The sequence below is a fragment of the Mycolicibacterium nivoides genome, assembly GCF_003855255.1.
GTDB lineage: Bacteria > Actinomycetota > Actinomycetes > Mycobacteriales > Mycobacteriaceae > Mycobacterium > Mycobacterium nivoides.
The window spans coordinates 870,482-883,456 of sequence record NZ_CP034072.1 but is presented as its reverse complement, the minus strand read 5'-3'; the positions used below and the strand labels follow the sequence as shown (position 1 = coordinate 883,456).

The following is a 12,975-nucleotide window of genomic DNA, read 5'->3' as shown; positions in this document are numbered from 1 at the left end:
CAACAGTTCGAGTGCGCCGTCAAGGCGGATCTCAGTTCGTGGGATCAGGTGGTCAGATCACCACTGCCCGAGCTGGCAGCGCGGGCTGTACGGGTGATCGTTCTGGACGGCGATCTGACCGTCGACGGCGATCTCGCAATGCGCGTTGGGCTCGGCGCGGCCACCGTGCGTGGTGCTCGCGACGGTGAAGATGGCCCACTGCGGATCGGCGAGCGTGGTCTCGAACACCCACGGCGCGTCGGGTCCGACGTTCACCGTCGCCTTCTGCAGGTACTTGTACGCGTCAGCGTTGTAGGCGTCTTTACTGGCAGGCTGCGTTGTCAGGTAGTAGAGATCGAATTCGTAGGGTGCGCCGGAGGTCAGCGTGTACTTGACCTTGTGGCCCTGGGCGTCCGGTTCCGCATACGACGTTGCGTTGGAGACCGCCATCCCCGCAGCCGCCAGAACCAGCGCCGCACCGACCGTGGTTGTCGCTTTTCGCATGTTCCTCATATCGACGCAGGCTACCGCCTTGTTACAGGTGCGACTAACGAGTCTCGTGACACCGCGCCAACGGCAAACCAACTGGGCCTAGCTTGAGGTTAATTTGTTTGTCACACACAGACATTTCCCAGTAACAGCGGCGCTCTAACGTCCCGATTCGACACCCGCACAGGGTGTTTAACCTCTTGCACGCCGCCGGCCCTGGCCGGCCGAGAAGCGCTGCAATCAAAGGGAAAGGTCGCCCATGCGAGATCCAGGACGTGCCCCGTTGCGCCGGTCGACGCTAGCCGCAGGGAGTTTGATCGCAGTCGCCGGCTTGCTACTGGCGGGCTGCGGCAGCCGGGCGAGCGACACCGACACAGCAAACGCGGCATCCTGTGTGGACACATCCGGCCCGAAGATCAAGGTCGGATCGTTGAACTCTCTGTCGGGCACGATGGCCATTTCCGAGGTGACAGTGCGCGACTCGATCAAGCTCGCGGTCGAGGAGATCAACGCCAAGGGCGGCGTACTGGGCAAACAGATCGAGCTCATCGGTGAGGACGGGGCCTCCGAACCCACGGTTTTCGCCGAGAAGGCCGAGAAACTGATCAGCAGCGACTGCGTGGCGGCGGTGTTCGGCGGCTGGACGTCGTCGAGCCGCAAGGCGATGCTCCCGGTCTTCGAGAGCGCCAACGCCCTGCTGTACTACCCCGTGCAATACGAGGGCCTCGAGTCGAGCAAGAACATCTTCTACACCGGCGCCACCACCAACCAGCAGATCGTCCCGGCGCTGGACTACCTCAAGGAAAAGGGCGTCAAGTCGCTCTACCTGGTCGGCAGTGACTACGTGTTCCCGCAGACCGCCAACCGGATCATCAAGGCCTACGCCAAAGAGAACGGCATCGAGATCAAGGGCGAGGACTACACCCCGCTGGGCTCGACCGACTTCTCCACCATCGTCAACAAGGTCCGCAGTGCCGACGCCGACGCCGTGTTCAACACCCTCAACGGCGACTCGAACGTGGCGTTCTTCCGCGAGTACAAGAACGTCGGCCTGACCCCGCAGGAGATGCCCGTCGTCTCGGTCTCGATCGCCGAGGAAGAGGTCGGTGGCATCGGTGTGCAGAACGTCACCGGTCAGCTGACGGCATGGAACTACTACCAGACGATCGACACCCCGGTGAACAACGCCTTCGTCAAGGCCTACAAGGACTTCGTCAAGGATCCCAAGAAGCCCACCTCGGATCCCATGGAAGCCGCCTACGTCTCGGTCTATCTGTGGAAGAACACCGTCGAGAAGGCCAAGTCGTTCGACGTCGCGGCGATTCAGGAGAACGCCGACGGCGTCAGCTTCGACGCCCCCGAGGGCAAGGTCACCATCGACGGCGAGAACCACCACATCACCAAGACCGCCCGAATCGGCGAGATCCGGCCCGACGGCCTGATCTACACGATCTGGGAGTCCAAGGGCCCGATCGACCCCGACCCGTACCTGAAGTCCTACCCGTGGGCTGCGGGGCTGTCCGGCTGACGAGCGAAGCGACGGGGGAATCGAACACAGCATGGACATCCTCATCGGCCAGCTGGCAACAGGATTGAGCCTCGGCTCAATCCTGTTGCTGGCCGCACTCGGCCTGTCCCTGACCTTCGGCCAGATGGGCGTCATCAACATGGCGCACGGCGAATTCATCATGGCCGGTTGCTACACGGCCTATGTGGTGCAGCAGGTCATCACCAACGCCGGTGCCTCACTGTTGATCTCGCTACTGGTCGGGTTCCTCGTCGGCGGCGCCATGGGCGCGCTGCTGGAGGTGACGCTGATCCGGCGGATGTACCACCGTCCGCTGGACACGTTGCTCGTCACCTTCGGCGTCGGCCTGATCCTGCAACAGGTGGCCCGAGACATCTTCGGTGCGCCCGCGGTCAACGTCGTTGCCCCGGATTGGCTCTCGGGTGGCGTCGAGATACTCGGCGCTGTGGTGCCCAAGACCCGCATATTCATCCTGGTGCTGGCCGTCGTGTGCGTCGCGGTGCTCGCGACCGTGCTCAAGACCAGCCCGATGGGGCGGCGGATCCGGGCGGTGGTCCAGAACCGCGACCTGGCTGAGACGAGCGGTATCTCATCGCGCAGAACCGATATCACCACCTTCTTCATCGGATCCGGTCTGGCCGCCGTGGCCGGTGTGGCCCTGACGCTCATCGGTTCCACCAGTCCGACCATCGGCCAGAGCTTCCTGATCGATGCGTTCCTGGTGGTGGTGGTCGGCGGCCTCGGCCAGATCAAGGGCACCGTGATCGCGGCGCTCGCGTTGGGCTTCCTGAACTCGTTCATCGAATACAGCACCACAGCGTCGCTGGCCAAGGTGATCGTGTTCGCCATCATCGTGATCTTCCTGCAGGTGCGCCCCCAGGGATTGTTCACGGTTCGGACCAGGAGTCTGGTATGAGCGCACTGACACAAGGGTTACGGACGAACCTGGGCCGCTGGCAGACGTGGGCCGGCTTCGGCGCCGCGGCGGTGGTGCTGTTCGGCGTGGCACCCGCGGTTCTGTCGGACTTCCGGCTCAGCCTGCTGGGCAAGTTCCTGTGCTTCGCGATCGTCGCGGTGGGCATCGGATTGGCCTGGGGCCGTGGCGGAATGCTGGTGTTGGGTCAGGGCGTGTTCTTCGGCCTCGGCGGCTACATGATGGGCATGCACCTCAAGATCGCCGACGCCGAGATCCGCGGGCACGACGTGCCCGACTTCATGCAGATCGCCGGGGTACGCCACCTGCCCGGTTACTGGGAACCGTTCGCCTCCCCCGCGTTCACGTTGTTGGCCATCCTGGTGCTGCCAACGGCAATCGCGGCCCTGCTCGGCTTCGGCGTGTTCAAGCGCCGGGTCAAGGGCGCCTATTTCGCGATTCTGTCGCAGGCGTTGGCCGCGGCGCTGGCGATCCTGCTCGTCGGTCAGACCAGCCTCGGCGGCAGCAACGGGTTGACCAATTTCCGAACCTTCTTCGGGTTCAACCTCAATGACCCGGCCAACAAGCGGATGGTCTACTTCATCGCGGCGGCCACTCTGCTGATCGTGGTCGCCGTCGTGCGCCAACTGATGTACAGCCGCTACGGCGAGTTGTTGATCGCCGTGCGCGACGGTGAGGAACGCGTGCGGTTCCTCGGCTACGACCCGGCCAACATCAAGGTCGTGGCCTACACGCTGGCTGCCTTGTTCGCCAGCATCGCCGGTGCGTTGTTCGTGCCGATCGTCGGATTCATCGCGCCGTCACAGGTCGGCATAGTGCCCTCCATCGCCTTCCTGATCGGGGTCGCGATCGGCGGGCGCACCACGCTGCTCGGCCCGGTCCTCGGCGCCGTCGGCGTGGCGTGGGCGCAAACCCTGTTCTCCGAACGGTTTCCGTCAGGGTGGATCTACGCCCAGGGTCTGTTGTTCATCGTCGTGGTCGGGTTCTTCCCCGCCGGCCTGGCCGGGCTCGGTGTGCTGTTCTCCCGGTGGCGGCGCACCCGGTCCGCCGCGCCGGATGCCGAGCAGTCCCGGCCCGAGACCGCGTCGGACACCGATCCCGATTCCGAGAAAGTAGGTGCCGCATCGTGACCGGAACCGAGCAGGCCACCGAGGCGCCCGAGCCGGTGGCCGGCGGCAACGCCGGCATGGGTGCCGAGTATCTGGAAGTACGCGGTCTCACAGTCGATTTCGACGGATTCAAAGCCGTCAGTGAAGTAGACCTCACCCTGTTCCAGGGAGATCTGCGCTTCCTGATCGGACCCAACGGGGCTGGAAAGACGACAGTGATCGACGCCATCACCGGCTTGGTGGGAGCCACCGGTTCGGTGAACAAGTCGGGTGTGGAACTGCTCGGGAAGAAAGTGCACCAGATCGCGCGACTGGGCGTGGGCCGCACATTTCAGACCGCGAGCGTGTTCGAACAGCTGACGGTGGTGCAGAACCTCGACATCGCCGCGGGCGCGAACCGTTCGCCCTGGACCCTGCTGCGCCGGCGGCGTGGCATCCTGCCCGCCATCGAGGAAGCCCTGGAAACCACCGGGCTGTCCGATCTGGCCGACCAGCCGGCGGGCGTGCTGGCCCACGGTCAGAAGCAGTGGCTGGAGATCGGCATGCTGCTGGTGCAGAACGCCGATGTCCTGTTGCTCGACGAACCGGTGGCCGGGATGAGTCACGAGGAACGTGAAGAGACCGGAAACCTGTTGCGCCGCATCGGCGGAACCCGCACCGTGGTGGTCGTCGAGCACGACATGGACTTCATGCGGGCGTTCGCCACCTCGGTGACCGTGCTGGCCCGCGGCCAGGTGATCGCAGAGGGTTCGGTGGCCGAGGTGCAGGCCAACCCCAAGGTCCAAGAGGTCTACCTCGGCACCGCCGCGGCCGGCGTGGAAGGAATCTCCTGATGCTCGAACTGCTCGATGTCCGAACCGGTTACGGCCGGTCCGAAGTGGTCCATGGCGCGAGCATCGCGGTGCCGTCCGACGGTGTCGCCGCGGTGATGGGTCACAACGGCGCGGGTAAGACGACCCTGTTGAGAGCGGCCGTCGGGCTGCTCAAATGCACTGCGGGCAAAGTACTTTTCGACGGTGAGGACATCACCAAACTCCGCCCGAGCGCGAGGGTGGCCCGCGGCCTGGCATACGTGCCCCAGGGGCAGCAGTCCTTCGGCCAGCTGACCACCGCGGAGAACCTTCAGGTGGTCGCCGATGGCCGGCGGAACGGCAAGGCCCTTATCGATGAGCAACTGGACCTGTTCCCCGCCCTGAAGGAGCTGCTCACCCGGCGGGCCGGTCTGCTCTCGGGTGGGCAGCGGCAGCAGCTCGCGATTGCCCGGGCGTTGATCACCAGCCCCAAGTGCCTGATCCTCGATGAGCCGACCGAAGGCATCCAGCCGTCGGTGGTGGCCGAGATCGAGGCGGCGATCACCTCGTTGACCGGACGCGGCGATCTGGGAGTGTTGCTGGTGGAACAACACATCGGGTTCGCGCTGGAATCCGCTCAGCGCTACTACATCCTGGAGGCCGGCCGCATCACCTCAAGCGGCACCGGTGGCTCGACCTCGGAGGCCGACGTCCGCGCCGCCATGGCCATCTGATCTCGCGGACGTCGGTATTTCCCGCACGCTCGCGGCGTGGCACAGGCACACTTCGACCATGACCCAACCCGCGCAGCACCGGGTCCTCGCCGATATCGGTGATCTGGTGGTCGCCGAGCAGGGTCCACACGTCATCGTCGTGGACCGGGCGACCGGTCCCCTCGCGACGGTGACGTTCGTGCTGGCGCTACTCGCCGTCGTGTTCGGCGGGTTCGGTGCCGTGATGCCGGCGATCGGCCGGGCACAGATGCCCACCTGGGTCAGCGGATTGTTTCTCATCGCGGGCGTCGCCTTTGCCGCCGCAACGTTGGCAGCGGTGCGCCGCATCAGAGCCGACCGCGCCCGACCGCTGCAGAGCTACCGGCCGGTGGCCGTGTTCGACCGGGCGCACCGGGTCTATCGCGATGACGCGGGCGAGGTCGTCGCACCGCTGGACCAGGTCCGCTTCGAGCGTCGGATGCAGCTGGGATCGAGCTCACCCAAGCTCGTCGCGAGTACACCGCACGGCGATCGAATTCTGAAGCGCGGCAACCCGTTCACCGGTGGCATCGGCAACCTCGACGAAGTGCTCACCGTCGTGGTGCACGGCCGCTGAACGAAGCGCGAGCGGTGCGAATCGATGCGCTACCCACTACCGGGCCAGGCGGGAAAGCACCTCGGCGACAACGGAATCGGCGGCGACATCCACCTGCTCGCCGGTCGAGAGATCCTTGACCCCGACGGTGCCGGCCTCGATGTCACGGTCGCCTGCCACCAGCGCGTACTTGGCACCCGAACGGTCGGCCGCTTTCATCGCACCCTTGAGCCCGCGGTCGCCGTAGGCCAGGTCCACCCGCACCCCGCCTGCCCGCAGCCGCGCGGCCAGCTTGGCCAACTCCAGCTTGGCGGCATCCCCCAGCGGCACGCCGAACACCTCGACACCGCCGGCACCGGTCACCGTCTTGCCCTCGGCCTGCAGGGCGAGCAGGGTCCGGTCGACACCGAGGCCGAATCCGATCCCCGACATGTCCTGCCCGCCGAGCTGACTCATCAGGCCGTCGTAGCGGCCACCGCCGCCGATGCCGGACTGCGCGCCCAGACCGTCGTGCACGAACTCGAACGTGGTCTTGGTGTAGTAGTCCAGCCCGCGCACCATCCGCGGGTTGATCACGTACGGCACGCCGAGTGCGTCGAGGTGCGCCTGCACGACCTCGAAGTGGGCCTTGGCGCTGTCCGAGAGGTGGTCGAGCATCAGCGGCGCGTCCGCGGTCATCTCCCGCACGTGGGGCCGCTTGTCGTCGAGCACCCGAAGCGGGTTGATCTCGGCGCGTCGCCGGGTGTCCTCGTCGAGATCGAGCTTGAACAGGAAGTCCTGCAGCAGCTCCCGGTACGCCGGCCGGCAGGTGTCATCGCCCAGCGAGGTGAGCTCGAGGCGGAACCCGTCCAGGCCCAGGGACCGGAAGCCGGCGTCGGCCACCGCGATCACCTCGGCGTCCAGCGCCGGGTCGTCGATCCCGATGGCCTCGACCCCGACCTGCTGCAGCTGCCGGTAGCGCCCGGCCTGCGGACGTTCGTAACGGAAGAACGGCCCCGAGTAGCACAGCTTGACCGGCAGCGCCCCGCGGTCGAGCCGGTGCTGGATCACCGCGCGGATCACCCCGGCGGTGCCCTCCGGTCGCAGCGTCACCGAGCGGTCACCGCGGTCGGCGAACGTGTACATCTCCTTGGACACCACATCGGTGGACTCGCCCACACCGCGGGCGAAAAGCGCGGTGTCCTCGAAGATCGGCAACTCGATGTCGCCATAGCCGGCGCGGCGCGCCGCAGCCAGCAGTCCGTCCCGGACCGCCACGAACTGCGCCGACTCCGGCGGGAGGTAATCGGGCACGCCCTTGGGCGCCTGGAATGCAGATGTCACAGAGTCAAACCTTCGAGAAACGGGTTGGTGCGGCGTTCGTGCCCGATGGTCGTGCGCGGGCCGTGTCCTGGTAATACCACGGTGTCGTCGTCGAGTACCAACAGCTTTGTCACGATCGACTCGAGCAGGTCGCGTCCGCTGCCACCGGGCAGGTCGGTGCGGCCCACCGAGGCCCGGAACAGCGTATCGCCCGTGAACACAGTCCCTGTGCTCAATCCCCGGTCGCTGCGCTCCTGCCCGCCGGCGACCCGGAACACCACCGATCCCCTGGTGTGTCCCGGCGTGTGGTCGACGGTGACCGAGACGTCGCCGAAATCGAGCGTCTGGCCGTCTTTGTCCAGCTCCACCAGCTGTTTGGGCTCGGAGAACAGCACCCCGAGCGCAAGTTGGGCAAGCCGCGGGCCGAACCCCTTGATCGGATCGGTCAGCATGAACCGGTCCTCGGGGTGGATGTAGACGGGGCAGCCATAGCTGTCGGCCACCTTCTGGGCCGACCAGATGTGATCGATATGACCGTGCGTCAGCAGGACCGCTGCCGGGGTGAGGCGGTTCTCGTCCAGAATCCGGCGCAGCCGGTCCATGGCCCGCTGGCCGGGGTCGACGACGATCGCGTCGGCCCCTGGCCTATCGGCCAGGACATAGCAGTTGCACGCCAGCATCCCGGCCGGAAATCCGGTAATGAACACGGCCCCAGTTTCCCACGGCCACGCCGCCACCTGCGGTTCCCGCGGGTCGCAGGCCCGGCACCCCGGTCCGCCTGGCAGACTCGTGAGCAATCCCGACCGCCCACAAGGAGGACTGCTGCGGTGCCGACCAACGAACAACGGCGTGAGGCCGCCAAGCGCAAGCTGGAGGAACAGCTGGAGCGCCGCGCCGCCCAGGAACGCAAACGACGCATCGTGACCATCGCGGGCTCGGTCGCCGCGGCCATCGTGGTCATCGGGGCCGTCGTGGCCACGTTCGTGTTCACCAGCAAGGACTCGGGCAGCACCACCGCCTCGGCGGACACCACGACGGCAACCTCCGGAGCGCCGGCCCAGCCCGCCGCCAACGGTCAGCTGCCGGCCTTCGTCGCAGCCGCCGATCTCGGCGCCAACTGCCAGTACCCGGCCGCGGGCGCGGCCAGCAAGCCGACCACCCCGCCGCGCACCGGCAAGGTTCCGACCGATCCGGCCACGGTCAGCGTCAGCATGGTCACCACCCAGGGCAACATCGGGCTGCAGCTCGACAACGCCAAGGCACCGTGCACGGTCAACAGCTTCGCCAGCCTGGCCGGACAGAACTACTTCAACGACACCCCGTGCCACCGGCTGACCTCGGGCGGCCTGTCGGTCCTGCAGTGCGGTGACCCGACCGGCCAGGGCACCGGTGGCCCGGGCTACCAGTTCGCCAACGAGTACCCGACCAACCAGTACCAGCCGGACAACCCGGCGCTGCAGCAGCCGGTGCTCTACCCCCGCGGCACCGTGGCCATGGCCAACGCCGGACCGAACACCAACGGCAGCCAGTTCTTCCTGGTGTACCAGGACTCGCAGCTGCCCCCGGGCTACACCGTGTTCGGCAAGATCGACGACACCGGCCTGGCCACCCTCGACAAGATCGCCGCTGCCGGTGTCGCCGGAGGCGGGCCGGACGGCAAGCCGGCGCTCGACGTCGAGCTGAAGTCTGTGGCCCTGGACTAGGTACGGGAGCAATTTGACTGCCCCGCCCCCTTACGGCGGTTACCAGCCGGACGATCGCGGTTATGCGCCGGGTTACCCGGTGGGATATCCGGCTGGTTATCCCCCGTCTGCCCACACCAACGGCATGGCGGTCGCGGCACTGGTGTGCGCGGTCCTGTTCGCGCCGCTGGGCATCGTCTTCGGGCACATCTCGCTGTCGCAGCTCAAACGCAGCGGTGAGCAGGGCCGCGGTATCGCGATCGCGGGCCTGGTCATCGGGTATGTGATGACGGCGCTGGCGATCGTGGCGGTGGTGTTGGCCGTGGTGTTCGCCTTCATCGTCGTCAAGGCCGCCGAGGACATGCCCCGGCGGGAGCGTTACACGGCCTCGCCGGGTTCGGAGCAACAACTGCCCGCATTCGCGGCGCCGGCCAACCTCGGCGCCAACTGCCAGTACCCGGCGACCACCGAGCCGGCCACCAAACCGGCCAGGCCGCCGCGCACCGGCACGGTGCCGACCGAACCGGCCACGGTGGAAGCCGGGATCGTCACCGATCACGGCAGCATCGGCCTCAACCTGGCCAACGGCAAAGCGCCCTGCACGGTGAACAACTTCGCCTCCCTGGCCTCGCAGGGATTCTTCGACGGCACCCAGTGTCACCGGCTGACCACCGGAGACCTCGCGGCACTGCAGTGCGGTGACCCGTCGGGCAGCGGCACCGGTGGGCCCGGCTACCGATTCCCCAACGAGTACCCGACCAACCAGTACCGGCTCGCCGACCCCGCGCTGCGCCAGCCGGTCGTCTATCCACGCGGCACCGTGGCGATGGCGAACTCCGGGCCCGGTACCAACGGCAGCCAGTTCTTCCTGGTGTACGAGGATTCCCTGCTGCCTCCGACCTACACCGTGTTCGGCACCGTCGACAACACCGGACTGGCCACCCTGGACGCGATTGCCGACGGCGGAGTCGCCGACGGCAGCGACGACGGCAAGCCCGCCACACCTGTGACGATCAAATCGGCGAGCCTGGGCTGAGCCCAGACATAGGGTTGGCACATCGCAGCACAGTGTCTGCGGCGGTGAGGAGATGCCGGTGTCGTTCGCACAGCCCGCGCCCGCAGTCCCGCCCGCTGTCCCTCCCTACGCCCCGCCGCGCGGTGGCCTGACACCCGCGGCCAAGTTCCTGGTGCTGCTGGCACTGGCGGTGTTGATCGCCGGCTATGCGCTGGCGGTGTTCCTCACCAGAGGAGTCTGGGCCGACCGGGACGGTATCCGCCTGACGCTCAGTGTCCAGGCGAAGGACGGCTGGGCACTGTCCGCCGACACCATCGAGCAGGCGATCGCCGCCACCGAGGCCCGGTTGGACGACTACGGGGTCGCCGACGCCGAGATCGGGTCCGACGGCAACAACGTGGTCGCCACCTTTTCCCGGCATGGGCTCGACGCCGAGGCGCTGAAGGAGATGTTCGGCCCGGGCGAGACGAAGACGTTGTACGTCCGACCGGTGATCCATGCGATACCGGCCAAGGCGTCGCCGCCGTCCGGCATCAACCCGACGCCCGCGGTTGAACCGGCACAACGCATCGCCGACGAGAAGGAACTACGCCAAGGCACCAATCCCTCGATCCAGATCCTGGCGCTCCAGTACCAGGCCACCCGGTGCAGCGACGACGACGTGCTCGCCGGACACGACGATCCGAACCTGCCGCTGGTCACCTGCTCCGCCGATGGGGAGACGGTGTACCTGCTCGCGAAGTCGATTCTCGGCGGCGACCAGATCGAGAGCGCCGAACCCGGCACCGATCCGGGGGGCCGGTACATCATCGATCTGCAGTTCGACAACGATGCCGCACAGGTCTGGGCGGACTTCACCGCGGCCAACATCGGCACCCAGGCGGCATTCACCATCGACACCCGCGTCCTGAGCGCGCCCTTGATCCGGGAGCGGATTCCCAACGGCGGCACCCAGATCAGTGGTGACTTCGACGAGCGTTCAGCGCACGATCTGGCCGGCGGGATCAATCGCGGCACCTCGCCGGTGGCTCTGACGTACTCGTCATCCAGTGACGAAAAGCTCCCGGCGACAATGCTTTCCATGCTGATCCGCGGCGCCGTGATCGTCTCGGGCCTGGGCGTGGCGGTCGTGGTGATCGGCGCCGGGGTGTATCTCCTGCACGCTCGGCGCAGCCGCCCGGTGTGAGGCAGGAAGCGATGCGCACCGGAATGGATGGCGGCAGCCGGGACTCGGGTATCTCGCTGGCCGAACTGCTGGCCGCTTTCTCGTTCGCGATGGATCTCGGCCTGGGCCAGCCGATGGAGCATGTGCTGCGGTCGTGGCGGCTCGCCGCACGCCTGGGTGAGCGCGTCGGGCTGGTGGCCGAGCAGCGGGCCGATCTGTACTACACGGCGGTGCTGGCCTGGGTGGGTTGCATCGCCGACGCGCCCGAGGTGTCGGCCTGGTTCGGTGACGACATCGCGTTTCGCGCTGACAGCTACCGCGTCGATCTCCGCGGGCTGGGCGGGGCGACTTTCATGCTATCGCACGCCGGTTCGGCTGGTCCCCTGCTGAACCGGGTGCGCAAGACCGCGACGCTCATCGCGACCGCTGGCCGCGATATCGAGCAAGGGCTGATGTCGCATTGCCTGAACACCTCGACGATGGCCGAGCGGCTCGGTCTCGATGCGGCGGTCGGTGACGCACTGCGCCAGTTCTTCGCGCGGTGGGACGGCAACGGAGTGCCCGCGGGCCTCGGCGGGGAGGCGATTGCCTTGCCGATGAGACTCTTTCACCTCGCCGACGTGGCCGAGGTGGTGCACCGTGATGCCGGGGTGGACGCCGCCGTCCACGTCGCGACATCGCGGCGCGGCACCCAGTTCGACCCGGCCGTGGTCGACGCGTTCTGCGCGGCGGCGGGCGATCTGCTGTCCGACGACGATGACGAGTCGGACTGCCACGCACTGATCGCCGCCGAACCTGCGTTGCAGCGGCGTCTCACCGAGGACCAACTCGACTCGGCACTGGAGGTATTCGCCGATTTCACCGACCTGCGATCGCCGCACCGCGCCGGGCATTCCCGTGGCGTGGCCGAACTCGCGGCGCGGGCCGCCAAGATCGCCGGGCTGACCGAGGGCGACGCCGTCCTGGTGCGTCGCGCCGCCTTGTTGCACGACATCGGCCTGCACGGCGTGCCCGCCACCATCATGGACAAGCCAGGGAAACTCAGTGCCTCCGACCATGAGCGACTTCGGCTGAGTTCGTACTACACCGAACGGGTTCTGGCCCGCCCCGGCCCGGTGGCGCGCATCGGTGCGGTGGCGGCGCTGGCCTATGAGCGCATGGACGGCTCGGGGGCGCACCGCGGTCTGTCAGGACCGTCGATCCCGGTGACCGGACGCATCCTCGCCGCCGCAGATTGCCATCGCGCCATGACTGAGCCGCGGCCGTACCGACCGGCGTTGTCCGCCAAGGCCGCCGGCGCCGAACTGCGGGCCGAGGTCCGCCGCGGACGGCTGGATGCGGCCGCGGTCGACGCCGTACTCGAAGCGGCGGGCAGCCCCCGGCATCGACGCCGCGCGGGCCCGGACGGGCTGACGCCGCGGGAAATCGAAGTGCTGGGGCTGATCGCCCGTGGCGCATCCACCAGGCAGGTCGCGAGCACCCTGGGGATCAGCCCGAAAACGGCAGGCACCCACATCGAGCGCATCTACACCAAGACCGGGTCGTCGACCCGCAGCACCGCAACGCTGTACGCCATCACGCACGGACTGCTCGACACGCTGGCCGGAGCCGAAAAGTAGGGCGAATGCCCGACGACGCCGGGCTTGCCGGCTCCTAGCGTTCACCTCACTACC

13 protein-coding genes are annotated in these 12,975 nt (G+C 67.3%); 10 read left to right on the top strand and 3 right to left on the bottom strand.

Going from position 1 to position 12,975, the window contains the following annotated elements; all coding sequences use genetic code 11:
- Positions 1 to 57: 57 nt before the first annotated feature.
- The gene (locus EH231_RS04365; protein ID WP_036444621.1) at positions 58 to 492 is read right to left on the bottom strand and encodes an Rv2576c family protein; all 435 of its coding nucleotides are present in this window, start codon (positions 490 to 492) and stop codon (positions 58 to 60) included.
- Positions 493 to 727: 235 nt separating this feature from the next.
- Between EH231_RS04365 and urtA the strand changes: the two genes are divergently transcribed.
- From urtA to EH231_RS34195, 6 genes are read left to right on the top strand one after another with little or no spacing between them, the layout of a single operon-like run.
- Entirely contained in the window at positions 728 to 1,996 is a 1,269-nt protein-coding gene (urtA, locus tag EH231_RS04360) for an urea ABC transporter substrate-binding protein (RefSeq protein ID WP_124711952.1), read from the top strand.
- A 31-nt stretch (positions 1,997 to 2,027) separates the two neighbouring features.
- Complete coding sequence (gene urtB / locus EH231_RS04355; protein ID WP_090425456.1) at positions 2,028 to 2,912, top strand: urea ABC transporter permease subunit UrtB; 885 nt, start codon at positions 2,028 to 2,030, stop codon at positions 2,910 to 2,912.
- A complete protein-coding gene (gene urtC, locus EH231_RS04350; RefSeq protein ID WP_090425455.1) occupies positions 2,909 to 4,060 on the top strand; it encodes an urea ABC transporter permease subunit UrtC in 1,152 nt (383 codons plus the stop codon). Before urtB ends, urtC begins: the two co-directional genes overlap by 4 nt.
- A gap of 56 nt (positions 4,061 to 4,116) precedes the next feature.
- Positions 4,117 to 4,872, top strand: a complete 756-nt coding sequence (gene urtD, locus EH231_RS04345; protein ID WP_090426201.1) for an urea ABC transporter ATP-binding protein UrtD — start codon at positions 4,117 to 4,119, stop codon at positions 4,870 to 4,872.
- Positions 4,872 to 5,564, top strand: a complete 693-nt coding sequence (gene urtE / locus EH231_RS04340; protein ID WP_090425454.1) for an urea ABC transporter ATP-binding subunit UrtE — start codon at positions 4,872 to 4,874, stop codon at positions 5,562 to 5,564. The genes urtD and urtE overlap by 1 nt, the downstream gene beginning before the upstream one ends.
- 58 nt (positions 5,565 to 5,622) lie before the next feature.
- The gene (locus EH231_RS34195; protein WP_241177882.1) at positions 5,623 to 6,159 is read left to right on the top strand and encodes a hypothetical protein; all 537 of its coding nucleotides are present in this window, start codon (positions 5,623 to 5,625) and stop codon (positions 6,157 to 6,159) included.
- A 36-nt stretch (positions 6,160 to 6,195) separates the two neighbouring features.
- Here EH231_RS34195 and hisS read toward each other — a convergent pair whose 3' ends face one another.
- Both hisS and EH231_RS04325 read right to left on the bottom strand, forming a co-directional pair.
- Complete coding sequence (hisS, locus tag EH231_RS04330; protein WP_090425453.1) at positions 6,196 to 7,461, bottom strand: histidine--tRNA ligase; 1,266 nt, start codon at positions 7,459 to 7,461, stop codon at positions 6,196 to 6,198.
- Entirely contained in the window at positions 7,458 to 8,147 is a 690-nt protein-coding gene (locus EH231_RS04325; RefSeq protein WP_124711951.1) for an MBL fold metallo-hydrolase, read from the bottom strand. The genes hisS and EH231_RS04325 overlap by 4 nt, the downstream gene beginning before the upstream one ends.
- Positions 8,148 to 8,267: 120 nt before the next feature.
- Between EH231_RS04325 and EH231_RS04320 the strand changes: the two genes are divergently transcribed.
- Genes EH231_RS04320 through EH231_RS04305 form a run of 4 tightly spaced genes read left to right on the top strand, consistent with a single transcriptional unit; the run spans position 8,268 to position 12,921 of the window.
- Positions 8,268 to 9,143, top strand: a complete 876-nt coding sequence (locus tag EH231_RS04320; RefSeq protein WP_090425451.1) for a peptidylprolyl isomerase — start codon at positions 8,268 to 8,270, stop codon at positions 9,141 to 9,143.
- Positions 9,144 to 9,156: 13 nt separating this feature from the next.
- Positions 9,157 to 10,158, top strand: coding sequence for a peptidylprolyl isomerase (locus EH231_RS04315; protein ID WP_090425450.1), 1,002 nt, complete (start codon positions 9,157 to 9,159; stop codon positions 10,156 to 10,158).
- A 58-nt stretch (positions 10,159 to 10,216) separates the two neighbouring features.
- Positions 10,217 to 11,323, top strand: a complete 1,107-nt coding sequence (locus EH231_RS04310) for a SecDF P1 head subdomain-containing protein (RefSeq protein ID WP_124711950.1) — start codon at positions 10,217 to 10,219, stop codon at positions 11,321 to 11,323.
- Between the two features lie 11 nt (positions 11,324 to 11,334).
- Positions 11,335 to 12,921 carry an HD domain-containing phosphohydrolase gene (locus EH231_RS04305; RefSeq protein WP_164480766.1) on the top strand — a complete coding sequence of 529 codons (1,587 nt, stop codon included), beginning with the start codon at positions 11,335 to 11,337 and terminating at the stop codon, positions 12,919 to 12,921.
- The last annotated feature ends 54 nt before the right edge of the window (positions 12,922 to 12,975 follow it).

Bases quoted from the DNA above. Each gene is read 5' to 3' on its own strand.
- EH231_RS04365 (WP_036444621.1), bottom strand. From the start codon at position 492: ATGAGGAACATGCGAAAAGCGACAACCACGGTCGGTGCGGCGCTGGTT.
- urtA (WP_124711952.1), top strand. From the start codon at position 728: ATGCGAGATCCAGGACGTGCCCCGTTGCGCCGGTCGACGCTAGCCGCA.
- urtB (WP_090425456.1), top strand. From the start codon at position 2,028: ATGGACATCCTCATCGGCCAGCTGGCAACAGGATTGAGCCTCGGCTCA.
- urtC (WP_090425455.1), top strand. From the start codon at position 2,909: ATGAGCGCACTGACACAAGGGTTACGGACGAACCTGGGCCGCTGGCAG.
- urtD (WP_090426201.1), top strand. From the start codon at position 4,117: ATGGGTGCCGAGTATCTGGAAGTACGCGGTCTCACAGTCGATTTCGAC.
- urtE (WP_090425454.1), top strand. From the start codon at position 4,872: ATGCTCGAACTGCTCGATGTCCGAACCGGTTACGGCCGGTCCGAAGTG.
- EH231_RS34195 (WP_241177882.1), top strand. From the start codon at position 5,623: ATGACCCAACCCGCGCAGCACCGGGTCCTCGCCGATATCGGTGATCTG.
- EH231_RS04305 (WP_164480766.1), top strand. From the start codon at position 11,335: ATGCGCACCGGAATGGATGGCGGCAGCCGGGACTCGGGTATCTCGCTG.